Here is a 22842-nt window from a genome sequence, read left to right on the forward strand (position 1 = left end):
GCGCGGCGCGATTGCTTCCCGGCTTGCTCTCGCCGCAAGCACAGGGCTAACGTCGCGCACTTTCAATTGCTGGACTTGAGTTGATGACACGTATCGCCGTCGGCGGCTTCCTGCACGAGACCAACACCTTCGCTCCGACGAAGGCGACGTTCGCGGACTTCCAGCACGGCGGCGGCTGGCCGGCGATGACGCAAGGTCCCGACGTGCTGAAGGTGATGCGCCGCATCAATGTCGGCCTCGCCGGTTTCGTCGACAGCGCCGAGGCCCACGGCTGGGAACTCGTTCCGACGATTGCCTGCGGCGCGAGCCCTTCGGCGCATGTCACCAAGGACGCCTTCGAGCGCATCGTGAAGGTCATGGTCGATGGCATTGCAGCCGCCGGCCCGATCGACGCCGTCTATCTCGATCTGCACGGCGCGATGGTCACGGAACATCTCGACGACGGCGAAGGCGAGATTCTCGCGCGCGTGCGCCGCGTCATCGGCAAGGGCATTCCGCTTGTCGCGAGCCTCGACCTGCACGCCAACGTCACGCCCGAGATGATAGAGCATGCGGACGCGCTGATCGCCTACCGCACCTATCCCCATGTCGACATGGCCGAGACCGGCCGCGCCTGCGCGCAATATCTCGCAATGCTTCTGAAGACAAAGCAGCGTTTCGCAAAGGCTTTCCGGCAATTGCCGTTCCTGATTCCGATCAGCTGGCAGTGCACCAACGACCAGCCGACCAAGGGCATCTACGAAAAGCTTGCCGCGCTGGAGAGCGACGCGGTTCCGACGCTGTCCTTCGCGCCCGGCTTCCCCGCCGCCGATTTCCGCGATTGCGGGCCGAGCGTGTTCGCCTATGGCAAGACGCAAGCCGATGCCGACCGCGCGGCGGATGCGATCGTGAAGCTGATCGAAAGCCGCGAGGACGATTTCGACGGCAAGATCTGGTCACCTGATGACGGCGTACGCCACGCGATGGAACTCTCGAAGGGCGCCAGCAAGCCGATCATCATCGCCGACACCCAGGACAATCCCGGCGCCGGCGGCGATTCCGACACCACCGGCATGCTACGCGCGCTGGTCCGCAACAAGGCCAGCGCCGCGACCGGCGCGATCTATGATCCGGAGTCTGCCAAAGCCGCGCATGCAGCCGGCGCTGGCGCCATTGTGACGCTGTCGCTCGGCGGCAAGTCCGGCATTCCCGGCGACGAGCCCTATCGTGCGACCTTCGTCGTCGAAAAACTTTCGGACGGCCGCTTCATCGCGCCCGGTCCCTACTACGGCGGCCGCGAGATGGAGATGGGCCCGTCGGCCTGCCTTCGCATCGGCGATGTCCGGGTCGTCGTATCCTCGCATAAGGCGCAGCTCGCCGACCAGGCAATGTACCGCTATGTTGGCATCGAGCCGACCGAAGAGAAGATTTTGGTCAACAAGAGCTCGGTGCACTTCCGCGCCGATTTCGAGCCGATCGCAGAAAAGCTGATGATCTGCGCCGCCCCCGGCGCGATGCCCGCGGACACAGCCACGCTGCCATGGACGCGCCTGCGGCCGGGCATCCGCATCAAGCCGAACGGCCCGATTTTCACTCCCTCCTCACGCTAACTGGACAGAACACATGCCCACGATCGACCGCATCGACGGCTATGCCGACGAACTCACTGCTATCAGGCGCGACCTTCACGCCCATCCGGAAATCGGCTTCGAGGAAGTGCGCACCTCCGGAATCGTCGCGGACAAGCTGAAGAGCTGGGGCATCGAGGTGCATCGCGGTCTCGGCGGCACCGGCGTGATCGGAGTCATCAAGGGCAAGGGTTCGAGCGGCAAGCGTATCGGGCTTCGCGCCGACATGGATGCGCTGCCGATGGAGGAGAACACCAATCTGAAATGGAGCTCGAAAATCCCCGGCCGCTTCCACGGCTGTGGCCATGACGGCCACACCACCATGCTGCTCGGCACCGCGCGCTACCTCGCCGAAACCAGGAACTTCGACGGCACAGTGCACCTGATCTTCCAGCCGGCCGAGGAAGGTCTCGGCGGCGCCCGCGCGATGATCAAGGACGGGCTGTTCGAGAAATTTCCCTGCGACGAACTCTACGGCCTGCACAACGCGCCCGACCTCAACCACGGCGAGATCGCGATCCTGCCCGGCCCCGCGATGGCCAGCGCCGACTTCTTCGACCTCCGCATCACTGGCTACGGCGCGCACGGTGCGATGCCCGAACGCTCCAAGGACGCGGTGATCATCGCGACCACGCTGGCGCAGGCGATCCAGACCATCGTCAGCCGCAACGTCGAGCCGCTGCAGGCCGCCGTCGTCTCGATCACGCAGATTCACGCCGGTTCGGCGTACAACGTCATCCCCGGCGAAGCGCATCTTTGCGGCACCATCCGCACTTTCTCGAAAGAAGTCCGCATCCTGATCAGCGAACGCATTCGCACGATCTGCGCCGGCATTGCGAGCGCCTATCAGTGCGTGATCGACGTCGACATCCGCGACACCTTCGATGTGCTGGTCAACCAGGTCGAGCAGTCCAAGGTGGTCGAGGAGGTCGCGCGCACCATCGTCGACCCCGCCAACGTGATCACCCGCGCCCAGCCGAAGATGGGCAGCGAGGATTTCGCCGACATGCTTCAAACCATTCCCGGCGCCTATTTCTGGGTCGGCCACGACGGCTCGGTGCCCGTGCACAATCCCGGCTTCGTGCTCGACGACAAGATCCTGCCGATCGGTGCCAGCATGTTCGCCCGGATCATCGAGACCCGGATGCCGGTGGGTGCCCATGCATAAAAAGGGTGTCGAAGAGGAAGTCACCTCGCTGCACGATCTCTCTGCGGTCGATCTGATCGCGGGCTATCGCGCCAAGCAGTTCTCGCCGAGCGAGGTGCTGGAAGACGTGCTCGCGCACGTCGCCGCGTGGGAGCCGCACCTCAAGGCGCTTTATGCATTCGATCCCGACGGCGCGCGCGAGACCGCGAAGGCCTCGACCGCGCGCTGGTCCGGGGGCGAGCCGTCCGGAGCGCTCGACGGCGTGCCGGTGACGGTGAAGGACAACATCGCGACCAAAGGCGTGCCGGTGCCGCTGGGCGCGGCCAGCGTCAAGCTCGTGCCGGCCGAGAAGGACGCACCGCCCGCCGCGCGCCTGCGCGAAGCCGGCGCGATCATCTTTGCCAAGACCACCATGCCCGATTACGGCATGCTGTCCTCGGGGCTGTCCTCCTTCCACGCGCTCGCGCGCAATCCCTGGGACCTCTCCAAGAACCCCGGCGGCTCCAGCGCCGGCGCGGGCGCCGCGGCCGCGGCTGGCTATGGTCCGCTGCATCTCGGCACCGATATCGGCGGCTCGGTCCGCCTGCCCGCGGGCTGGTGCGGCCTCGTCGGATTGAAGCCGAGTTTTGGCCGCGTGCCGATCGATCCCACCTATGTCGGCCGCGTCGCCGGCCCCATGACCCGCACCGTTGACGATTGCGCGCTGATGATGAGCGTGATCGCAAAACCCGACCGGCGCGACGGCATGAGCCTGCCAGCGGAGCCCCTCAACTGGAAGGGGCCGGAGAAATCCCCGCGCAAACTGCGCATCGGATTGATGCTCGATCCCGGCGTTGGCCTCGCGCTGGAGAAACCGGTGCGCGAGGTCGCGGTAAAGGCGGCGAAAGCGTTCGAATCCGCAGGCGCCGTCGTCACCGAGGTCGACGGCATCCTCACGCGCGAGATGCTCGACGGGCTCGACAGCTTCTGGCGCGCACGGATGTGGGACGATCTGTCCAAGCTGACGCCCGCCGAACAGGCAAAGGTGCTGCCCTACATTTTCAAGTGGGGCGAGTCCGGCGCGAAGCTCTCGGGCGTCGACGTCATCAGGGGCTTCAACCAGACCATGGCAATCCGCGCTGCGGCATCAAAGCTGTTCTGCGAGCTCGACTATGTGATCTCGCCGACCGCGCCGAACGTGAATTATCCAGCGGAGTGGGCCTCGCCGACCAACGATCCCATGAAGCCGTTCGAACACATTGCCTATACCGTGCCATGGAATATATCGGAGAATCCGGCGATCTCCATCAACGGCGGCTTCGACGCCAAGGGTTTTCCCATCGGCGTGCAGATCGTCGGCCGCCGCTTCGACGATATCGGCGTGCTTGGCATGGCCAAGGCGTTCGAGAGCCTGCGCGGGCCGCAGAAGCCCTGGCCGAGCCCGCCGGCGAATTAGATACACTCCGTCATGGCCGGGCTTGTTGTTTAGACTGGCCATCCGCGTTCTCTTACTGGCCGCCACATGCCCAGTCCGCGCAAGACGGACGCTGGCGGCTATGCATGACGTCTCTTCGAGACAGAATTCAGGACAGGGAAGGAAACCACCATGGCGTATGAGACGATCAAATACGAGGTCGCCGAGCAGATCCTCACCATCACGCTGAACCGGCCCGACAAGCTCAACGCCTTCAACGCGCAGATGCAAGGAGAGCTGATCGACGCGTTCGACGCCGCCGACAAGGACGACGACGTCCGCGCCATCATCGTCACAGGCGCCGGTCGCGGGTTTTGCGCGGGCGCAGATCTTTCGTCGGGCGCGGACACCTTTGATCGCGACGCGCGTCGCGGACCGGTGAAGCGCTTCGCCGACGGCAAGGTCGACTACAGTGATTCTCAGGTGCGCGACGGCGGTGGCCAGGTGACACTGCGCATCTTCAAATGCCTGAAACCGGTGATTGCCGCGGTGAACGGTCCCGCGGTCGGCATCGGTGTTACCATGCAGCTCGCGATGGACATCCGCATCGCCTCCGATGCCGCGCGCTTCGGCTTCGTGTTCTCCCAGCGCGGCATCGTGCCGGAGGCGGCCTCGAGCTGGTTCCTGCCGCGCATCGTCGGCATCTCGCAGGCGCTGGAATGGTGCTATTCGGGCCGCGTCTTCCCGGCGCAGGAAGCCCTCGCAGGACGTCTCGTCAGCAAGGTCGTGGCCCCCGATGATCTGCTGCCGACCGCCCGGGCGCTCGCCAAGGAATTCGCGGCCAAGACCGCGCCGGTATCGGTGGCGCTGATCCGGCAGATGATGTGGCGCATGATGGGCGCTGACGACCCGATGGAAGCCCACAAGGTCGACAGCCGTGGCATCTACGCCCGCGGCCGCTCCGACGACGTGAAGGAAGGCGTGGTGTCGTTCCTGGAAAAGCGCCCTGCGCAGTTCAAGAACAAGGTATCGAGCGATATGCCGGATTATTTCCCGTGGTGGACTGAGCGGGAGTACAAGTGACCTTGTAGGCACTTAGTCCATCAACAACGCCACACGCCCGATCGCCTTGCGGTCGATCAGCAACCGCATCGCCTTCGCAACCTCCTCCAGCGGCAGGCGGTGCGAGACGTTAGGGCGCAGCTTGCCCTCTTCCGCCCATGTGAGCAGCGCCCTCAGGCGCACTTCGCCAAGCGCTGGATTTTTCCGCACGGCCTCGCCGGCACGCACGCCGAGCACGCTGGCGCCTTTGATCAGCAAGAGATTGGTTTTCGCCGAGCCGATGCCGCCGGTGAAGCCGATCACCAGCAGCCGTGCGCCCCAGGCGATGCAACGCATCGAGTTTTCGAACACTTCTCCGCCGACGGGATCGAACACGACGTCGGCACCGCGCCCGTCGGTAATACGTTTGACAGCATCACGAAACGGCTCGCGATCGTAGCGCACGAGATGATCGGCGCCACGCGCCTTGGCGACCGCGAGCTTTTCGTCGCTGGACGCCGTCGCGATCACGGTGGCACCCAGCATCTTGCCGATCTCCACGGCAGCAAGGCCCACGCCACCGCCGGCGCCATGCACCAGCAGCACCTCGCCCGGCGCAACCCGGCCGCGGTCGATCAGCGCGTGATAGGCGGTGCCGTGCCCGGCGAGATAGGTCGCGGCTTCCGCATAGTCGAACGTCGATGGCATCGGGGTGAGCTGCGACGGTGTCACCACGGCTTCATCCGTGAAGGCACCGTGTCGCATCTTGACGATGACCTTGTCGCCGAGGAAGACGCCACTCGCCTCTGCGCCGACCTCGGTCACGTCGCCGGCCGCCTCCATGCCCGGCGTGAACGGCAGCTCCGGCTTGAGCTGGTATTCGCCGGCCGCCATCAGCACGTCGGGAAAATTCAGGCCGGCGGCACGGATCGCGACGCGCACTTCGCCCGGCTTCAGCTCGCGCGACGGAAACTCTTCGAGCTGCAATTTTTCGGGCGCGCCGAGCGCGCGGCAAACGACAGCCCGCACCATCAGGCCGCGCTCGCCTTGCCGCGCAGCAGCGCCTCGCGGATCAACGGCAGGCGGTCATTGCCGAAATACATGTCGGTCTTGCCGAGAAAGATCGTCGGCGAGCCAAAGCCGCCGCGGGCGACGACTTCTTCGGTGTTGGCCTTGAGCTGATCCTTGATCCCCTGCCCCGAAATGCCCGCGAAGAATTTCTGCTCATCGACGCCGACCTTCCTGCAGATCTCCGCGAGCACTGAATCCTGCGAGATGTCCTTGTCCTCGCCCCAATAGGTCTCGAACACCGCCGTGGCGAAAGGCACCGATTCCTGCCCGAGCCAGATGCAGCCGCGCATCGCTTTCACGCTGTTCACCGGAAATACCGTCGGCGGCATCTTTATCGCGAGACCGGCCGAGCGCGACCAGTCGGCAAGGTCCTTTTTCATGTAGCGCGCCTTCAGCGGCACCGGCGTCTCACGCTGTGCATAGACACTTGGGTTGACCGTATTGAAGATGCCGCCCACCAGGATCGGCCGCCAGATGATCTCCGCGCCAACCTCCCTGGCCAGCGGCTGGATGTTGTGGAAGGCGAGATAGGTCCAGGGGCTGGAACAGTCGAAGAAGAATTCGATCATGGCGTTTCCGGTCGGGCGCCGCCGGTTTCAAGGCGACTTTTGTTGTTCTGTACCTCGACGTTAAGACATGGCAGGAAGGGGCGCAATCATAACCCGCCGAGAGGGCCGCCATGCTGTTTCCAACCACGATCGCCGGCTCCTTGCCGAAGCCGGAATGGCTCGCCGAACCCAACATGCTCTGGGCGCCCTGGAAGTCGCAAGGCGACGAGCTCGTCCGCGCCAAGCGCGATGCGACGATGCTTGCCGTTAAAGTCCAGGAGGACGCCGGGATCGACATCGTCACTGAGGGCGAGCAGGCCCGGCAACATTTCGTCCACGGTTTCCTGGAGAAGATCGAGGGCATCGATTTCGCCCACAAGGTCGAGATGGGTATCCGCAAGGATCGCTACAAGGCGATGGTGCCGCAGGTCGTCGCCCCGCTCCGGCTGAAGAGCCGCGTCCACGCCGACGAGGCGCGTGTCGCCCGCGCGCACACGATGAAGAAGCTGAAATTCACCCTGCCCGGCCCGATGACCATCATCGACACCATTGCCGATCGCTACTATGGCGATCGCGTCAAGATGGCCTTTGCATTCGCCGATCTCCTGAACGAGGAAGCCAAGGCGCTCCAGGCCGACGGCGTCGATCTCGTACAGTTCGACGAGCCCGCGTTCAACGTCTACATGGACGAGGTCAACGATTGGGGCATCAAGGCGCTCGAGCGCGCCGCGCAGGGCCTGACCTGCGCCACCGCCGTGCATATCTGCTACGGCTACGGCATCAAGGCCAACACCGACTGGAAGGAAACGCTCGGCGCGCAATGGCGGCAGTACGAGCAGATATTTCCCGCGATCGACGCCAGCCCAATCCAGCAGGTCGCGATCGAGTGCCGCAACTCGAAGGTGCCGCTCGACCTGCTTGCGCTGCTCAAGACCAAGATCGTGCAGGCCGGCGTGATCGACGTCGCCAGCCACACGGTGGAGACGGCCGAGGATGTCGTGCAGGTGATCGACGCGGTGTCGAAATTCGTACCCAAGAGCAACATCATCGCCACCACCAATTGCGGCATGGCGCCGATGCGGCGCGAGATCGCCGAAGCCAAGCTGATGGCGCTCGGCGCCGGTGCCGCGCTGGCACGCGAGAAGCTGGGTTAAGGATGTGATCCGTCTGGCGTTCACCATTGCAACGCTTGCCGCGTTCGCGCTGTCGGCGCGCGCAGAGGATCGTTCCGTGCTTCTCAATTGCAAGGCAATCGTGGAGCGTGCGTCGAAGGATGCGAATGCCGCGAGCGAAGCCGAGCTGACGCGCTGCCGCCAAGTGATCCGCGAATGGGCACTGCGCGATGCGCGGACCACAGTGGATGAGCACGGCAAGCCGCTGCGCTAGCGGCGCGCGGTCCGATGCAGCACAGGTTGATATCCAGCGATGATCGCGCGCAGCGTGGAAGGCGGCGTCAACAGCAACGGGTGATCGAGGGCGCTCGGATGCAGGACGTAGCCCGCGGGTGACCACAGCAGCGCCTTGCCCTGCGCGAGGAGGAAGCAGTCATCGCCCTGTTGCACCATCGCGCCGTCAGGCAATTCCGCGAGCGGCATCGACAGCACATGCAGCCGTTTCTTGCCACGATCGAGCCGCTCCCGATGCAGCACGGCATCCATCGCCTTGGCGCTGATGCCGCGGGCGTCGTTGCCCATCTCCCATGCTACGCGAAAGCGCTTCGCATCGTCGCGGCGGCAGAAGAAGCAGGGCCGATGGCCGGCGGCAAAAGCCGTGGCCTCGTCGAGGAAGAACAGCTCGGTCCAGCTCCGCCGCGCCATCACCGGCCGACGCCAGCCGCGGAATTCGCACAGGCAGGTGATCCAGGCCGGCGACGACCAGCGCTTTTTCAGCAGCGTCTTCGTCGCGGGATCATGAATGATGCCGCGGTTGCCGGTGAACATGCCGCGGTGCGGTGTCGCGATGATCTCGCCGGTCGGCGTGACGCGGTTTTGCAGGGGCATGGTCGCCTCCACCGGTCATTGCGAGCGAAGCGAAGCAATCCAGAAATGCATCCTCGGAGGTAGCCTGGATTGCTTCGTTGCTTCGCTCCTCGCAATGACGGCGATAATCACGCCGCCCCGTCGCGAAGCGGCGGGTGATAGGACAGCGCGGTGTCCCAGGGGAAGAAGATCCAGGTGTCCTGCGAGACTTCGGTGATGAAGGTATCGACCAGCGGACGTCCCTTCGGCTTGGCGTAGACGGTTGCGAAATGCGCGTCGGGGAGCATCGCGCGCACCAGCTTGCCGGTCTTGCCGGTGTCGACGAGATCGTCGACGATCAGGAGCCCCTTGCCGGTGCCGCCGCCGAGCTTCATCACGTCTTCGGAGATGCCCTTCAGCACTTTAAGGTCGCCCTGCTTGTCGTGGTCGTAGCTGGCGATGCAGACCGTATCGATCACGCGCACGCCAAGCTCGCGCGCCACGATCGCCGCCGGCACAAGCCCGCCGCGGGTGATCGCGATCACCGCATGAAACGGACCAACTTCATTGAGCCGCCAGGTCAGTGCCCGGCAATCCCGGTGGAACTGGTCCCACGACACCGGAAAGGGGCGGCCCGCCCGTTCTTCCGCACTTAGTTCCGGTGCTTCACCAGCCATCGTCGTCTCCTGCTTCGTCTGCCGGCAGCTAGGTTGCTAGCGGGTGATGTTCAATCCCGCCAGCATTTCCTTCACCGCCGCCATTGCGGCTGCGAGCTTGTCCGCATCGCGCGAGCGCACCACCAGATTGGTGTTCGGCTTCTGCTCTTCATCCATGAAGGGATAGCTGCCGATGATGGTGTCGGGATGTTGGGCGGCAATCGCCCGCAGCGGGCTGCCGATGTCGCCTTCCCGCGCATTGGCGCGGACCGATTCGGAGAGCATGCGCACGCCCGATTTCAGCTTGGGCGAGACGATGTCCATCATCGCCTGCATGATCGAGGGCACGCCCGCCATCACGATGACATTGCCGATCTTGAAGCCGGGAGCGAGGATGGTCGCGCTCTGGATCAGCTCGGCACCATCAGGAATGCGGGCCATGCGCAGGCGGGCCTCGTTGAGGTCCTGCTCGCTCCAGCGCTCGCGGAAACGGGCGACCACCTCCGGGTGATGGTCGATGCCGACGCCGAACGCCTTGGCGACGCTATCAGCGGTGATGTCGTCATGGGTCGGCCCGATGCCACCTGTGGTGAAGACATAGGTGTAGCGATGCCGCAGTGCATCCAACGCGGCAATGATGTCGGACTCGTCGTCGGAGACGACCCGGACCTCCTTCAGGTCGATGCCGATATTGGTCAGGTATTCGGCGATGAAGCCGATGTTCTTGTCCTTGGTCCGGCCGGACAGGATTTCGTCCCCAATGACCAGAATACCCGCCGTGACGATCTCGCTCATACCTCAAGTCCCTCACCTATCGGCCCGACTTTGCCGAGGTAACGCGTTGAAGTCACGCGGTTTTGCTGCCGAAATAAGCAGTCCTCAGCCATTTTTTCAGGCAAGCCGCCGGCCATCCCCGGCAAATGTCCTCTCCCCATGCTTATCGCGCTGGCCCGGCCCTTGCTACCGCATGAAAGTCATGCACTCTTGCCGCATGGCCAGGACGTTGCGGTCTTCACCAGGGCCTCGCGACCTGTCGAATGGCGCAACGCCTTGCGGAGACAAGTCGGGATCTATGGCAGTCGCGTTTGATGAAATGAACATTCCCGGTGGGGACCTTCGGCCCGCCTATCAGGAGCTGGCGCGCTGGCTCAAGGAGACGCCTCCCGAGGCGCTCGAATATCGCCGCCAGGAGGCCGAGCTCCTCTTCCGCCGCATCGGCATTACCTTCGCGGTCTATGGCGACTCCGAGTCCACGGAGCGCCTGATCCCCTTCGACGTGATCCCGCGGATCATGTCCGGCAAGGAATGGGCGCTGCTGGAGAGGGGCCTGAAGCAGCGCGTGCGCGCGCTCAACATGTTCCTGCGCGACATCTATCACGGCCGCGATATCCTCCGTGCCGAGATCGTGCCCGACGACCTCATCTTTCAGAACCCGGTCTTCCGTCCCGAGATGAACGGCCAGCAGGTGCCGCACGACGTCTACGTGCACATCGCCGGCATCGACATCGTCCGGGTCGATGCCGAGGACTTCATCGTGCTGGAGGACAATGCACGCACGCCCTCGGGCGTGTCCTACATGCTGGAAAACCGCGAGATCATGATGCGGCTGTTTCCGGACCTGTTCGCCCGCCACAGGGTGGCGCCGGTCGAACGCTATCCGGACGAGCTGCTATCCGCCCTGCGCTCGGTGGCGCCGCAAAGCGCCTCCGGCGAGCCGACCGTCGCGTTGCTCACGCCGGGCGTCTACAACTCGGCCTATTACGAGCACTCCTTCCTCGCCGACAAGCTCGGTATCGAGCTGGTCGAGGGCCGTGACCTCATCGTCAAGAACAACGAAGTGTTCATGCGGACGACCGAGGGCGTGAAACGGGTCGACGTGATCTACCGCCGCGTCGACGACGACTACCTCGATCCCCTCACCTTCCGCCCCGACTCCGCCCTCGGCGTGCCCGGGCTGATGTCGGCCTATGCGGCCGGCAACATTACGCTCGCCAACGCGGTCGGCACCGGCATCGCCGACGACAAGGCGATCTACTCCTACATGCCGGACATCGTAAAATTCTACCTCGGCGAGGAGCCGATCCTGAAGAACGTGCAGACCTGGCGCTGCCGCGAGCCGAAGGACCTCGCCTATGTGCTGGACCATCTGAGCGAGCTCGTCGTGAAGGAGGTGCATGGCTCCGGCGGCTACGGCATGCTGATCGGCCCTGCCGCGACCAAGGCGACGATCGAAGCCTTCCGCGAGAAGCTCAAGCGCGAGCCCGAGGGCTTCATTGCGCAGCCGACGCTGGCGCTCTCGACCTGCCCGACCTGCACGGCATCCGGCCTTGCGCCCCGCCACGTCGACCTGCGACCGTTCGTGCTCACCGGCAGCAAGAGCACCACGATCGTGCCCGGCGGGTTGACACGCGTTGCCCTGAAGGAAGGCTCCCTGGTGGTGAATTCGAGCCAGGGCGGCGGCACCAAAGATACCTGGATCCTGGACGAGTAGAGAGATGCTGTCGCGTACCGCCGAAAACCTCTATTGGCTCGCCCGCTACGTCGAACGGGCCGAGTATCTTGCGCGCACCATCGATGCGACGCTGCGCGTCACCGCGCTTCCCGCCGCCTATATCGGCAAGACCAACGAATGGGACTCGGCGCTTTTGACCGCCGGCGTCGCCGCAAGCTTCTATCAGCAGTACGAAGAAGCCAACGAGCGCAACGTCGTGGATTATCTCTCGTTCTCGGCGGATAATCCGTCCTCGATCAGGAATTGCATCGAGGCCGCGCGGCTGAATTCGCGCTCGGTGCGCACAGCGCTGACGAGCGAGATGTGGGATACCATCAACTCGGCCTGGATCGAGTTGCAGGAGGTCTGGAGCAGAGGGACCTCCACGCGCGAGGATCTCGCAAAGTTCCTGCGCTTCGTGCAGGAGACCTCGCTGCGCTTCGACGGCTCGGCCTACCGGACCATGTTGCGCAACGACGCCTACTGGTTCTCGCGGATGGGCCTGCATCTCGAACGCGCCGACAACACTGCGCGCATTCTCGACGTGAAATACCATGTGCTGCTGCCCGAGGAGGAGCATGTCGGCGGCCCGCTCGATTTCTACCAATGGACCTCGATCCTGCGCTCGGTCTCGGCGCTGACGGCCTATCACTGGGTCTATCGCGAGACGCTGAAACCCTGGCTGATCGCGGACCTCTTGATCCTCAACGATTCGCTGCCGCGTTCACTGGCGAGCTGCTACGGCAACCTCGTGCGCAATCTCGATCAGATCGGGGTAGCCTATGGCCGCCAGGGTCCGGCCCAGCGCCATGCCCGCGGCATCCGCAACCGGCTGGAACACAGCAATATGAACGACATTTTCCAGCATGGCGTGCATGAATTCATTCAGGAATTCATCTTGGACAATTCCAGGCTGGGCGAAATCATCACGAAGCAGTATTTGATCTGATACTGCTGTCATTCCGGGGACGCCCGCAGGGCTAGCCCGGATCGATGACGCTAGAACAACGGTCCACCATGCGCCTGCGAATCCTGCACACCACGACCTATCGCTACGAGCCGCAGGCCACGAGCGTGATCCAGATCCTGCGCATGACGCCCGGCAGCCATGACGGGCAATATGTGGCGGAGTGGCAGATCGACGTGTCGACCGACACCAAGCTCGACACGCACGAGGACGCGTTCGGCAACGTCACCCACGTGCTGTCCTGCGGACCGGTCGGCGACATCAAGATCACCGCCGAGGGCCTGATCGAGACCCACGACACCGGCGGCGTTCTGCGCGGCGCCGACGAGCGCTTTCCGGCCGGCATGTTCTTGCGGGCCACCGACCTTACCACGGTCAATCCCGCGATGAATGCGGTCGCGCGCCAGCTGCGCAGCGAGGCCGAGAGCGACACGCTGGGCTTCCTGCACACGCTGATGACGCAAATCAGCGATCACATGACCTTCGACGAGGACCCGACCAACAGCGGCACGTCGGCGGCGGAAGCGTTCACGCTCAAGCGCGGCGTCTGCCAGGACTACGCGCACATCTTCATCGCCTGCGCCCGCAGCGGCGGCGTGCCGGCGCGCTTCGTCTCCGGCCATTTCCTGCGCTCCGACGGCACGGTGCATCAGGACGCGGGCCATGCTTGGGCGGAGGCCTATGTCGACGGTCTCGGCTGGGTCGGCTTCGATCCCGCCAACAGCATCTGCGCCACCGACGCCCATGTCCGCGTCGCGATCGGGCTCGATTATCTCGGCGCCGCCCCCGTACGCGGCACCCGCTATGGCGGCGGCGCGGAGACGCTGTCGGTGGCGGTCAAGGTCCAGCAGGCCGGCCGTGGCGGCCAGTCGCAATCGCAGTCCCAGCGGCAGAGCTGAGCCGCGCCCCGCGCGCCCCTCACCCACGGTCTGTTTCCACCCTGCCGCCCCGCGGCAATCGGGGGTTGGAGCGGCCGTTGAAATTGGCTAGTAATCCGCGCAAACGCGTTCGGGGACAGGAAATGACCTATTGTTGCGGAATTCTGGTTCGGGACGGTCTGGTGATGATCGCCGACACCCGCACCAATGCCGGCCTCGACAACGTCTCGACCTTCCGCAAGCTCCACATCTTCTCCAAGCCCGGCGATCGCATCATGGCAATTGCCAGCGCCGGCAACCTCGCCATCAGCCAGTCGGTGCTCTCGACGCTGACCGAGGGCCTCGAAGACCCCGACACCGGTGAGATCGAGACGCTGATGAACGCGCCGACCATGTTCCAGGCCGCCCAGCGCATTGGCCGGGCGATCCGGGCCGTGCACGCGACCGAGGGCCCCGCACTGAGGTCTGAGGACGTATCGTTCGACGTGTCCTTCCTGTTCGGGGGCCAGATCAACGGCGCGCGCATGCGCCTGTTCATGGTCTACACCGCCGGCAATTTCATCGAATGCACCACCGACACACCCTATCTGCAGATCGGGGAGCACAAATACGGCAAGCCGGTGCTCGACCGCGCCATGCATTACGACGTCGAACTCTACGAGGCGCTGAAGACCGGGCTGATCTCGATGGATTCGACCATGCGCTCGAATCTCGGCGTCGGCCTGCCGATCGACGTTCTGGTGGTGCGCGCCGACGCCTGCGAGGCCGACCTCAACCACCGCATCGAGGCGGGCGAGCCCTATTTCCACGATTTGCGCTCGCGCTGGTCGGCGGCCTTGCGCGCCGCGCATCAGAACATTCCGCGGCCGCCCTACAAGAACGAAAAAGAATCCAAAACCTGACAGATCAAGAGAAAAGGCAGGAAACGATGAGTGAAGCGAAAAAGATCGCAGTGGTGACGGGCGCTGGCACTGGAGTCGGGCGCGCGGCGTCACTGGCGCTGATGAACACAGGCTTCACCGTGGTGCTGGTCGGGCGCCGGCCCGAGATGCTCGAGGAGACGGCCAAGCTCGGCCCCGCCGGAAAGAGCCTCTGCATCACCGCCGACATGACCAAGCCGGACTCGATCGCCGCGCTGTTCGACAAGGTCAAGGCCACCTATGGCCGGCTCGACGTGCTCTTCAACAATGCCGGGATGGGCGCACCGCCGGTGAATTTCGAGGATCTCAGCCTCGAGCAGTGGCAGGCGGTGGTGAACACCAACCTCACCGGACCGTTCCTGTGCACCCAGCACGCCTTCCGCATCATGAAGGACCAGACCCCGCGCGGCGGCCGCATCATCAACAACGGCTCGATCTCGGCGCATGCGCCGCGGCCATTCTCGGCGGCCTATACCTCGACCAAGCACGCCATCACCGGCCTCACCAAGGCGTCCAACCTCGACGGGCGCATGTACGACATCGCGGTCGGCCAGGTCGACATCGGCAATGCCGCAACGCCCATGACCGACCGCATGGTCAACGGTCCCGGCGTGCTGCAGCCCGACGGCACGTCGAAGCAGGAGCCGCGCATGGACGCGAAGGCGGTCGGCGATGCCGTCGCCTACATGGCCGGCCTGCCGCTCGATGCCAACGTGCTGACCATGACGGTCATGGCAACCAAGATGCCGTTCGTGGGACGCGGCTGAACAAAAAACGCGAAAACAACCCCATGCACAGTAGGCGGCATGGGGTTGCAGCCTCGCTCCGCAAGCGGACGTGAAGTCGGCTAAATCTCCGCACTGCTTCAACAATCGTCATTGCGAGCGCAGCGAAGCAATCTAGACTACCACCGCGGCAAGATTCTGGATTGCTTCGTCGCGCCAGCGCAAAATTACTTCACAATTTGTCGCGGGCTCCTCGCAATGACGGGGAGAGAGCGAGCTCCTACTCCAAACTCTCCACCCGGCGCAGACTCGGAAACAGCTTCATCCACAACAGCGCCACCGCAACCGTGCAGACGCCGCCCAGCACGGCTGCCGGCATCGCGCCGAACAGTGCGGCAGCCACCCCGCTCTCGAACTGGCCGAGTTGGTTGGAGGCGTTGATGAAGAGGAAGTTCACCGCACCGACCCGGCCACGCATCTCGTCGGGCGTCGCGAGCTGCACCAGCGAGAAGCGGATCACGACGCTGATCGTATCGGCCGCGCCGAGAACGGCGAGCGCGAGCACCGAGAGCCACATCCAGGACGACAGCGCGAACACGATCGTTGCGACGCCGAACACGATCACTGCCTGAAACATGCGCAGGCCCACATGCCGCGAAATGGCGTGACGGGCCAGCACCATGGTCATCAGCAGCGCGCCGACCGCGGGCGCGGCGCGCAGGATCCCGAGCCCCATCGGACCGGTCTGGAGGATATCTCGGGCATAGATCGGCAGAAGCGCGGTGACGCCGCCGAACAGGACCGCGAACAGATCGAGCGAGATGGTGCCGAGGATCGCGGGATTGCCGCGGATGAAGCGGACGCCGGCGAAGATATTGTCGGCGCCCGCGATATCCTTGGCGATCGCCTGCGGGCGCGGCCGGATGAAGCCGGTCAGGATCATCCCGAAGATCCAGAACAGCACCATCACCGCGTAGGCGAGATGCGGCGCAACCGCGTAGGCAAAACCGCCTAGCGCCGGACCGGTAATGGTCGCGACCTGCGCCGCACCGCTGGAGACGGCGGTAGCGCGCTGGAGCGAGCCCTGCGGCGCGATCGCCGGCAGCAGCGCCGCGGTGGTCGGGCTCTCGAACGCACCGGCAATGCCGAGCACGAAGGTGGCCACGAAAATCTGAACTTCGCTGACCAAGCCGAGATAGGTGATGACGCCGAGATAGAGCGCGGTCGCTGCTTCCACGAGTTGGCAGAGCTGGACCACGCGCTTGCGCTCGTAGCGGTCGGCGGCATGGCCGGCGATGAACACCAGCAGCGCCGTGGGCAGGAATTGCACGAGGCCGACCATGCCGAGATCGAAGGCCGAGCCGGTGAGATCGTAGATCTGCCAGCCGATCGCGACCGCCGCAATCTGGCTGGAGAAACGCGACAGGCTGCGCGAGAGCAGAAAGAACAGAAAGGCGCGATGGGAGAGGAGCGCGCGGGCACTGACCGGCGGGTTTCCCGATATGGGCTGGTCTGGCATCGCCTCTTCGGTCACGCTCGGGCTATCCGGCTCCTGATGTCGACGTGCTCCGCGTGGCTGACGCGGACCTGCTTGTCAACAGCGAGACGCTTCGACAATCTCCCGGCATTGCGTTTGCAACGCAGGGGTGGCCATAATCATCGGGGTTTGGGGACATCATGCTGCGGCTGCAATCGGCACTCGGCGTTTTCGCATTGCTGTTGATCGCCTTGGTCCTGAGCGAGAATCGCCGCGCGGCCTCGCTGCGCCAGGCGGCGATCGGCCTCGCCGCCACCTTCGTCACCGCGATCGTTCTCCTGAAGGTGCCCGTCGTCGCGCGCGCGTTCGGTGCCATCAACGACGCGGTGGGCGCGATCTCGGCGGCCTCGCGCGCCGGCTCCTCCTTCGTGTTCGGCTATGTCGGCGGCGGTCCCCTGCCCTTCGACCTGAAAGCACCGGGTGCCGATTTCGTCCTGGCGTTCCAGGCGCTGCCGATCGTGCTGGTCATGAGCGTGCTGACGACGCTCTTGTTCTATTGGCGCGTGCTGCCGCCGGTCGTGCGCGGCATGGCCTGGCTGCTGGAGCGGACGCTCGGCGTCGGCGGCGCGGTCGGACTCTCGACCGCCGCCAACATCTTTCTCGGCATGGTCGAGGCGCCGCTGTTCGTGCGGCCTTATCTCGCGCAAATGACCCGCAGCGAGTTGTTCCTGGTGATGACCGGCGGCATGGCCGGCATCGCCGGCACGGTGCTGGTGCTGTATGCGACGCTCCTTGCTCCCCTCATTCCCGACGCAGCCGCCCATTTCGTCATCGCCTCGGTGCTGGGTGCCCCGGCCGCGATCCTGGTCAGCCTCATCATGGTGCCGGAGACATCCGACAAGCGCACCGGCGGCGCGCTGGAGGCTCCCGAGATGGAGGTCTCCAGCACGATGGACGCGATCGTGAAAGGGACGGGCGCGGGGATCGAGCTGCTGATCAACATCGTCGCCATGCTGCTGGTGCTGGTGGCGCTGGTCTATCTCGTCAATGCGATCCTCGGCCTGCTGCCTGATGTCGGCGGCGCTGCGATCTCGTTGCAGCGCCTGCTCGGCCTCGTGATGGCGCCGGTGTGCTGGCTCATGGGATTGCCGTGGGATCAGGCGATCACCGCCGGCAGCCTGATGGGCACGAAAACCGTGCTGAACGAGCTGATCGCCTATGTCGACTTCTCGAAGCTGCCGCCCGGCACGCTCGATCCGCGCTCGCGCCTGATCATGCTCTATGCGATGTGCGGCTTCGCCAATTTCGCCAGCCTCGGCATCATGATCGGCGGTCTCGGCGTGATGGCGCCGGAACGGCGCGAGGAAATCAACGCGCTCGGGCTGAAGTCCATCGTGTCGGGAACGCTGACGACGTGTCTGATGGGAGCAGTGGTGGGGGTGTTGACGTGAAGCTTGTGTGAGGCTGGCGCCCTCGTAGCTCCGAGGGGGCGCAGCGCAATCGCGACAATCCTTCCATGTTAATCTCTTCAGGAGATTCGGCTGGAATTGATTCATGAGCAACAGCGCAGGCCAGCGGGCATTTCAAAATGCCCGGCTTCAGAAACGGCAAAAAGCCGAGCTAGGGCCGCTGCTCGCGCGCGCCCTCCAGCTCCACAAGGCGGGACTTCTCCCCGAGGCCAAGACGGCCTATCGCGAACTCCTGGAGCTTGCGCCCAACCAATTCATCGCGCTGCATTTGTTGGGCGCTTTGGAGTCTGAAGCCAAAAACTATCGGCAGGCGCAAGTTTTGCTGAGCCGAGCGGTGGCCTTGGATCCGCGATCTGCCGAAGCCCATATGAGCCTGGGCGTCGCGCTCAACGGGCTGAAACGTCACAATGAGGCCCGCGAGAGCTATCGGAAGGCCCTCGCCCTTCGACCCAACTACGCCTTGGCCCTGTCCAATCTCGGCAACGCAAGCGCGGCCCTTGAACTTTATCAGGAAGCGCTCGAGAGCTACGACAAGGCGCTCGCAATCGACGGAAGACTTTCCGAAGCCCATAACGGCCGGGGTTGGGCGCTCTGCCGTGTGCGCGCCTATGACGAAGCGATCGCAAGCTTAAACCGCGCGCTATCGATCAAGCCTGACTACGCCTCGGCGCTGTCGACCCGCGCCGTTGCATTGCGGGAGCTTCAGCGATTTGACGAAGCCATGGCGGATTGCAATCGCGCAATCGCCCTCGCACCCGACGACGCGAATGGATGGCTCTGGCGGGCCAGTATCTTGCTCCTGACCCGGCAAGTTGCCGAAGCATTGTCCGATTGCGAGAAGGCTCTCGCGGCCGATCCCGGCTTCTCTCAGGCCCACAGCCTGCTCGGCCAATGTCTCGCGGCACTTGGCCGGGTCGACGAAGCCCTCGCCAGTTTCGACAGAGCTCTCGACATCGAGCCTGATCAGAGCACGATCTCCAGCAAGATATTCACCCTCGATTTCATGGCCGACGCCAGCGTTGCGCAGCATCAGCAAGCGCGACATGTATGGTGGGAGCAGATCGGTGCGAAGATCGCCTCAGCAGCGGCGGGATCGCATGAGAACAGCCGCGATCCGGATCGCCGTCTGGTGCTGGGTTATGTCTCGTCGGATTTTCACACACATTCAGCGGCGTTCATTTTCAAGCCGGTCCTGCAGCACCATGATCGGGCACAGTTCGAGATCGTGTGCTACGCTTGTTCACCGAAAACGGATGCGACGACCAGCGAATTTCAGGGGATCGCCGATCGCTGGCGCGACGCCTCGCAATGGTCCGACGATCGCCTCGCCGCTCAGATCCGCGCCGACGGCGTCGATATCCTGATCGATCTGTCCGGCCACACCAGCGGAAACCGCCTCGGTGTGTTTGCGCGCAAACCGGCACCTATTCAGGCGCATGGCTGGGGCCATGGTACCGGGACCGGGTTGCCAACCATCGATTATCTATTCTCGGACCCGGTCGCGATTCCTGCCGCGGTTCGGCATCTGTTTGCGGAGACCATCGTTGACCTGCCGTGCTTTGTGACGCTGGCGCCGCTGCCACCCGGGATTGCGCGGGCGCCGACGCCGGCGCTCGCGAACGGCTTCATCACATTCGGTGTCTTCAACCGCATCAGCAAGATTTCGAACGAGGCGGTGGAAGTCTGGTCTAGGATTCTCGAGCGGGTGCCGGGTTCGCGACTGCTGATCAAGGATACTGCACTGGACGCTCAGCTGGTCCGCGACAATCTGCTGGCGCGGTTTGCCGCTTGCCAGTTGCCGGCCGAATGCGTCGATCTGCTCGGAGCCACGTCGCGAGACGAACATCTGGTAACGTTCAATCGCGTCGATATTGGCCTCGACCCATTCCCGCAGAATGGCGGCGTCAGCACGTGGGAAGCCTTGCAGATGGGCGTGCCGGTGGTGGCGAAGCTCGGTCACAGCCTGCCGAGCCGTGCTGCCGGCTCCATCCTCACCGCGCTGGGCCTGCCGGAGTGGGTCGCGGACAGCGATGAGGCCTATGTCGAAATCGCAGCGAGCCGTGGGTTGCAGATCGGCGAGCTCGATAAGTTGCGCGGCGAACTGCCCGGACAGATCAGGGCTGCCGCCGCCGGCAACCCAATCTCATACGTGCAAGCGGTGGACGATGCCTATCGCGCGATGTGGAAACGCTATTGCAACGACGGCGGCTGATCTCCGCCTCGCCTACGCCTTCAACTCCACAGTCCTGAACTCCGCCGGCAGGATCACCTCCAGCAGCTCGACGTCGTCCGAATAGTCCAGGATCATGTGCTTGATCTTCGGCGGCTGGGTCCAGGCGCTACCTTCTTTCATCAGCGTCTCGCCCTCTCCGTCCATATAGGTCTTCACCCAGCCCTTGAGCACGTAGACCATCTGGAATTCGACGTCGTGAAAGTGCAGCTTCGACACTTCGTCCGGATTGCAGGGGCCTTGCAGCCGGATCACGTGCGCCTGCGCGAGGCCATGGCTGGCGGCGGCGATGCCGAGGTCGCGATATTTCGCGTAGGTACGCAGACCGTCGGCTTTGAAGTCTTCCTCGCGGTGATGGCTGATCGCAATGCGCTGCTTGGGCCGCGCCGGTTTCTTGACGGATGACTTTGCCGTTGTCGTGGGGGCTTTTGCCTTCACCGCCGTGCGCGCCGTGGATCGTGCTGCGGGTTTGGCCCCGCTACGCTTCTTCACCGCGGCTTGCGATGCGCTGCGCGATTTTGCTTTCTTGGCCATGGGCGGCCTCCCCTGTTGTTATGGGGAGAGGCTAGCACAGAATGCGAAATCGCAGGGTGGGTTAGCGCTAACGTACCCACCACTTCTTTGCGCAAGCGTTGAAGCATGGGGGGTTACACTGACGCTAACCCACCCTACAGCTCCGCCCTTCAATGCAGCCGGAATACTCCGTCCACCGCGCGCAACTCGGCCGGCTTGATCAGCTTGGAATGCGCCACTGTCACCGAGTGAAGCGGTCCGTCGAGCTTTTCCTGCCAGAACGCCAGAAAATCCTTCAGCGCCGGAAATTTCGGAAACATGTCGTAGTCCTGCCAGACGTAAGTCTGGAGCAGCGAGGGATGATCCGGCATCCGGTAGAGAATCTGCGCCGTCGTCATTCCGTAACCCAGCAGCTGTTTCCGGAAATCGTCCGAAACGGCTCCACTCCGCAAGCCCATGCCAACCTCCTTTGCAGGAGCGCATTCAAGGAGTGGCTTTCCGGTGCGCCTTAAGAGCCACCCGCTGCTGATGCGCTCACATAAGAGAAATGTGACGCAAACTGACAATCCATCTCAAGCCCAAAAGTTTAACAAGCTGTTGAAATTCAATGCGTTAGCAGCAGATCTAGCTCCGTGCTAATACTGCGCCGAGCGCGATTAACGATGGAAAGAGATTTTGGCAGGCGGCGCCTCCGAGTGCTATTTTTCTGCTACAAGCCCTTGCTCCCGCCAAAATCCTGCCTTATCTCAGTTGTGCCTGCGCTGGCACTCGCTGGCGCAGACTGCTAACAACCCAAAATTCCCAAATCGTGCAAAAGCTTAGGAGAACTGCATGAATTTCCGTCCGCTTCACGACCGCGTCGTGGTCAAGCGCATCGACGCAGAAGAGAAGACCGCTGGCGGCATCATCATTCCCGACACGGCGAAGGAAAAGCCCTCGCAGGGCGAGATCGTCGCCGTCGGCCCGGGTGGCCGCGACGAAGCTGGCAAGCTGATCCCGATCGACCTGAAGGTCGGCGACCGCGTGCTGTTCGGTAAGTGGTCCGGCACCGAGGTCAAGATCGACAACGTCGACCTGCTGATCATGAAGGAAAGCGACATCATGGGCGTCCTCGACGTCCCCGCTTCCAAGAAGAAGGCGGCCTAAGAGCCCCTCTCTTATCCAGTTAAACACCTAAGGAAAAAATCCAGATGGCAGCTAAAGAAGTCAAATTCTCGGTCGATGCGCGCGACAAGATGCTTCGCGGCGTCGACATTCTCGCCAACGCGGTGAAGGTCACGCTCGGTCCGAAGGGCCGCAACGTCGTGCTCGACAAGTCGTTCGGCGCTCCCCGCATCACCAAGGACGGCGTCACCGTCGCCAAGGAGATCGAGCTCGAGGACAAGTTCGAGAACATGGGCGCGCAGATGGTGCGCGAAGTCGCCTCCAAGTCCGCTGACGCGGCCGGCGACGGCACCACCACCGCGACCGTGCTGGCCCAGGCGATCGTGCGCGAAGGCGCCAAGTCGGTTGCCGCCGGCATGAACCCGATGGATCTGAAGCGCGGTATCGATCTCGCGGTCGAAGCCGTCGTTGCGGACCTCGTCAAGAACTCCAAGAAGGTGACCTCGAACGACGAGATCGCCCAGGTCGGCACCATCTCGGCCAACGGCGACGCGGAGATCGGCAAGTTCCTCGCCGACGCCATGAAGAAGGTCGGCAACGAGGGTGTCATCACCGTCGAGGAAGCCAAGTCGCTCGAGACCCAGCCA

General features: G+C 63.9%; 23 protein-coding genes. 15 read left to right on the forward strand and 8 right to left on the reverse strand.

All coding sequences use genetic code 11. The features are described from left to right. Positions 1-83 precede the first annotated feature (83 nt). From IVB42_RS11975 to IVB42_RS11990, 4 genes are all read left to right on the forward strand, one after another. Complete coding sequence (locus tag IVB42_RS11975; RefSeq protein WP_247470220.1) at positions 84-1589, forward strand: M81 family metallopeptidase; 1506 nt, start codon at positions 84-86, stop codon at positions 1587-1589. Between the two features lie 13 nt (positions 1590-1602). Next, a complete protein-coding gene (locus tag IVB42_RS11980; protein ID WP_085351102.1) occupies positions 1603-2775 on the forward strand; it encodes a M20 aminoacylase family protein in 1173 nt (390 codons plus the stop codon). After that, entirely contained in the window at positions 2768-4189 is a 1422-nt protein-coding gene (locus IVB42_RS11985; RefSeq protein WP_247470221.1) for an amidase, read from the forward strand. The genes IVB42_RS11980 and IVB42_RS11985 overlap by 8 nt, the downstream gene beginning before the upstream one ends. A 150-nt stretch (positions 4190-4339) precedes the next feature. Next, positions 4340-5230: a crotonase/enoyl-CoA hydratase family protein gene (locus IVB42_RS11990; protein WP_085351100.1), complete on the forward strand. Its 891-nt coding sequence runs from the start codon at positions 4340-4342 to the stop codon at positions 5228-5230. Between the two features lie 12 nt (positions 5231-5242). Here the strand turns inward: IVB42_RS11990 and IVB42_RS11995 are convergent, their stop codons facing one another. Together IVB42_RS11995 and IVB42_RS12000 are read right to left on the reverse strand one after the other, a co-directional pair. Then, complete coding sequence (locus tag IVB42_RS11995) at positions 5243-6220, reverse strand: NADPH:quinone oxidoreductase family protein (protein WP_247456181.1); 978 nt, start codon at positions 6218-6220, stop codon at positions 5243-5245. After that, a complete protein-coding gene (locus IVB42_RS12000) occupies positions 6220-6828 on the reverse strand; it encodes a 2-hydroxychromene-2-carboxylate isomerase (RefSeq protein ID WP_018455310.1) in 609 nt (202 codons plus the stop codon). The genes IVB42_RS11995 and IVB42_RS12000 overlap by 1 nt, the downstream gene beginning before the upstream one ends. Before the next feature lie 110 nt (positions 6829-6938). Between IVB42_RS12000 and IVB42_RS12005 the strand changes: the two genes are divergently transcribed. Next, positions 6939-7961, forward strand: a complete 1023-nt coding sequence (locus IVB42_RS12005; protein WP_247403910.1) for a methionine synthase — start codon at positions 6939-6941, stop codon at positions 7959-7961. 4 nt (positions 7962-7965) lie between these two features. Continuing rightward, complete coding sequence (locus tag IVB42_RS12010; RefSeq protein ID WP_085351097.1) at positions 7966-8193, forward strand: hypothetical protein; 228 nt, start codon at positions 7966-7968, stop codon at positions 8191-8193. On the opposite strand, the gene IVB42_RS12015 is transcribed toward IVB42_RS12010, so the two are convergent. The 3 genes from IVB42_RS12015 to IVB42_RS12025 all read right to left on the reverse strand — a co-directional run bounded on the left by IVB42_RS12015 (position 8190) and on the right by IVB42_RS12025 (position 10216). After that, positions 8190-8807: a hypothetical protein gene (locus IVB42_RS12015; RefSeq protein WP_026232920.1), complete on the reverse strand. Its 618-nt coding sequence runs from the start codon at positions 8805-8807 to the stop codon at positions 8190-8192. The two genes, IVB42_RS12010 and IVB42_RS12015, sit on opposite strands and share 4 nt — an antisense overlap. Positions 8808-8914: 107 nt before the next feature. Then, positions 8915-9442: a xanthine phosphoribosyltransferase gene (gene gpt / locus IVB42_RS12020; protein WP_007602504.1), complete on the reverse strand. Its 528-nt coding sequence runs from the start codon at positions 9440-9442 to the stop codon at positions 8915-8917. Between the two features lie 36 nt (positions 9443-9478). Beyond that, positions 9479-10216 carry a molybdopterin-binding protein gene (locus IVB42_RS12025; protein ID WP_018455305.1) on the reverse strand — a complete coding sequence of 246 codons (738 nt, stop codon included), beginning with the start codon at positions 10214-10216 and terminating at the stop codon, positions 9479-9481. Positions 10217-10493: 277 nt separating this feature from the next. Between IVB42_RS12025 and IVB42_RS12030 the strand changes: the two genes are divergently transcribed. The 5 genes from IVB42_RS12030 (at position 10494) to IVB42_RS12050 (ending at position 15444) form a co-directional block, all read left to right on the forward strand. Beyond that, positions 10494-11912 carry a circularly permuted type 2 ATP-grasp protein gene (locus IVB42_RS12030; protein WP_018455304.1) on the forward strand — a complete coding sequence of 473 codons (1419 nt, stop codon included), beginning with the start codon at positions 10494-10496 and terminating at the stop codon, positions 11910-11912. Positions 11913-11916: 4 nt separating this feature from the next. After that, on the forward strand, positions 11917-12861 hold the full coding sequence (locus IVB42_RS12035; RefSeq protein ID WP_018455303.1) for an alpha-E domain-containing protein: 945 nt from the start codon (positions 11917-11919) through the stop codon (positions 12859-12861). Positions 12862-12929: 68 nt separating this feature from the next. Next, positions 12930-13778 (forward strand): transglutaminase family protein, encoded by an 849-nt coding sequence (locus IVB42_RS12040; protein ID WP_247299785.1) that lies wholly within the window; start codon positions 12930-12932, stop codon positions 13776-13778. A gap of 122 nt (positions 13779-13900) precedes the next feature. After that, the gene (locus tag IVB42_RS12045) at positions 13901-14659 is read left to right on the forward strand and encodes a proteasome-type protease (protein WP_026232918.1); all 759 of its coding nucleotides are present in this window, start codon (positions 13901-13903) and stop codon (positions 14657-14659) included. 26 nt (positions 14660-14685) lie between these two features. Beyond that, positions 14686-15444 carry an SDR family oxidoreductase gene (locus tag IVB42_RS12050; RefSeq protein WP_247299787.1) on the forward strand — a complete coding sequence of 253 codons (759 nt, stop codon included), beginning with the start codon at positions 14686-14688 and terminating at the stop codon, positions 15442-15444. A 238-nt stretch (positions 15445-15682) separates the two neighbouring features. Here IVB42_RS12050 and IVB42_RS12055 read toward each other — a convergent pair whose 3' ends face one another. Further along, positions 15683-16921, reverse strand: coding sequence for an MFS transporter (locus tag IVB42_RS12055; RefSeq protein WP_247299788.1), 1239 nt, complete (start codon positions 16919-16921; stop codon positions 15683-15685). A gap of 158 nt (positions 16922-17079) precedes the next feature. Here IVB42_RS12055 and IVB42_RS12060 point away from each other — a divergent pair, with 158 nt between their 5' ends. Beyond that, on the forward strand, positions 17080-18330 hold the full coding sequence (locus tag IVB42_RS12060) for a nucleoside transporter C-terminal domain-containing protein (RefSeq protein WP_085351094.1): 1251 nt from the start codon (positions 17080-17082) through the stop codon (positions 18328-18330). Positions 18331-18433: 103 nt separating this feature from the next. Continuing rightward, positions 18434-20560: a tetratricopeptide repeat protein gene (locus IVB42_RS12065; protein WP_204511615.1), complete on the forward strand. Its 2127-nt coding sequence runs from the start codon at positions 18434-18436 to the stop codon at positions 20558-20560. 12 nt (positions 20561-20572) lie between these two features. Here IVB42_RS12065 and IVB42_RS12070 read toward each other — a convergent pair whose 3' ends face one another. Together IVB42_RS12070 and IVB42_RS12075 are read right to left on the reverse strand one after the other, a co-directional pair. Continuing rightward, entirely contained in the window at positions 20573-21112 is a 540-nt protein-coding gene (locus IVB42_RS12070) for a cupin domain-containing protein (RefSeq protein ID WP_085361709.1), read from the reverse strand. A gap of 149 nt (positions 21113-21261) precedes the next feature. Beyond that, positions 21262-21549 carry an usg protein gene (locus tag IVB42_RS12075; protein WP_007611911.1) on the reverse strand — a complete coding sequence of 96 codons (288 nt, stop codon included), beginning with the start codon at positions 21547-21549 and terminating at the stop codon, positions 21262-21264. A gap of 373 nt (positions 21550-21922) precedes the next feature. Here IVB42_RS12075 and IVB42_RS12080 point away from each other — a divergent pair, with 373 nt between their 5' ends. Together IVB42_RS12080 and IVB42_RS12085 are read left to right on the forward strand one after the other, a co-directional pair. Beyond that, positions 21923-22237 (forward strand): co-chaperone GroES, encoded by a 315-nt coding sequence (locus IVB42_RS12080; RefSeq protein ID WP_007611913.1) that lies wholly within the window; start codon positions 21923-21925, stop codon positions 22235-22237. Positions 22238-22281: 44 nt separating this feature from the next. Next, positions 22282-22842, forward strand: a 561-nt coding sequence (locus tag IVB42_RS12085; protein WP_276576641.1) for a TCP-1/cpn60 chaperonin family protein, incomplete at its 3' end; no start/stop codon positions are given.

Origin of the sequence: Bradyrhizobium sp. 45, assembly GCF_023073155.1 — a bacterium.
GTDB classification, from domain to species: Bacteria; Pseudomonadota; Alphaproteobacteria; order Rhizobiales; family Xanthobacteraceae; genus Bradyrhizobium; species Bradyrhizobium canariense_D.

What these genes read in the sequence shown, in the direction of transcription:
- IVB42_RS12060 (WP_085351094.1), top strand. Translation starts at nt 17,080, where the DNA reads ATGCTGCGGCTGCAATCGGCACTCGGCGTTTTCGCATTGCTGTTGATC.
- IVB42_RS12050 (WP_247299787.1), top strand. Translation starts at nt 14,686, where the DNA reads ATGAGTGAAGCGAAAAAGATCGCAGTGGTGACGGGCGCTGGCACTGGA.
- IVB42_RS12080 (WP_007611913.1), top strand. Translation starts at nt 21,923, where the DNA reads ATGAATTTCCGTCCGCTTCACGACCGCGTCGTGGTCAAGCGCATCGAC.
- IVB42_RS12045 (WP_026232918.1), top strand. Translation starts at nt 13,901, where the DNA reads ATGACCTATTGTTGCGGAATTCTGGTTCGGGACGGTCTGGTGATGATC.
- IVB42_RS12035 (WP_018455303.1), top strand. Translation starts at nt 11,917, where the DNA reads ATGCTGTCGCGTACCGCCGAAAACCTCTATTGGCTCGCCCGCTACGTC.
- IVB42_RS11985 (WP_247470221.1), top strand. Translation starts at nt 2,768, where the DNA reads ATGCATAAAAAGGGTGTCGAAGAGGAAGTCACCTCGCTGCACGATCTC.
- IVB42_RS11990 (WP_085351100.1), top strand. Translation starts at nt 4,340, where the DNA reads ATGGCGTATGAGACGATCAAATACGAGGTCGCCGAGCAGATCCTCACC.
- IVB42_RS12070 (WP_085361709.1), bottom strand. Translation starts at nt 21,112, where the DNA reads ATGGCCAAGAAAGCAAAATCGCGCAGCGCATCGCAAGCCGCGGTGAAG.
- IVB42_RS12015 (WP_026232920.1), bottom strand. Translation starts at nt 8,807, where the DNA reads ATGCCCCTGCAAAACCGCGTCACGCCGACCGGCGAGATCATCGCGACA.
- IVB42_RS11975 (WP_247470220.1), top strand. Translation starts at nt 84, where the DNA reads ATGACACGTATCGCCGTCGGCGGCTTCCTGCACGAGACCAACACCTTC.
- IVB42_RS12030 (WP_018455304.1), top strand. Translation starts at nt 10,494, where the DNA reads ATGGCAGTCGCGTTTGATGAAATGAACATTCCCGGTGGGGACCTTCGG.
- IVB42_RS11980 (WP_085351102.1), top strand. Translation starts at nt 1,603, where the DNA reads ATGCCCACGATCGACCGCATCGACGGCTATGCCGACGAACTCACTGCT.
- IVB42_RS12040 (WP_247299785.1), top strand. Translation starts at nt 12,930, where the DNA reads ATGCGCCTGCGAATCCTGCACACCACGACCTATCGCTACGAGCCGCAG.
- IVB42_RS12075 (WP_007611911.1), bottom strand. Translation starts at nt 21,549, where the DNA reads ATGGGCTTGCGGAGTGGAGCCGTTTCGGACGATTTCCGGAAACAGCTG.
- IVB42_RS12065 (WP_204511615.1), top strand. Translation starts at nt 18,434, where the DNA reads ATGAGCAACAGCGCAGGCCAGCGGGCATTTCAAAATGCCCGGCTTCAG.
- IVB42_RS12005 (WP_247403910.1), top strand. Translation starts at nt 6,939, where the DNA reads ATGCTGTTTCCAACCACGATCGCCGGCTCCTTGCCGAAGCCGGAATGG.
- IVB42_RS11995 (WP_247456181.1), bottom strand. Translation starts at nt 6,220, where the DNA reads ATGGTGCGGGCTGTCGTTTGCCGCGCGCTCGGCGCGCCCGAAAAATTG.
- IVB42_RS12025 (WP_018455305.1), bottom strand. Translation starts at nt 10,216, where the DNA reads ATGAGCGAGATCGTCACGGCGGGTATTCTGGTCATTGGGGACGAAATC.
- gpt (WP_007602504.1), bottom strand. Translation starts at nt 9,442, where the DNA reads ATGGCTGGTGAAGCACCGGAACTAAGTGCGGAAGAACGGGCGGGCCGC.
- IVB42_RS12055 (WP_247299788.1), bottom strand. Translation starts at nt 16,921, where the DNA reads ATGCCAGACCAGCCCATATCGGGAAACCCGCCGGTCAGTGCCCGCGCG.
- IVB42_RS12000 (WP_018455310.1), bottom strand. Translation starts at nt 6,828, where the DNA reads ATGATCGAATTCTTCTTCGACTGTTCCAGCCCCTGGACCTATCTCGCC.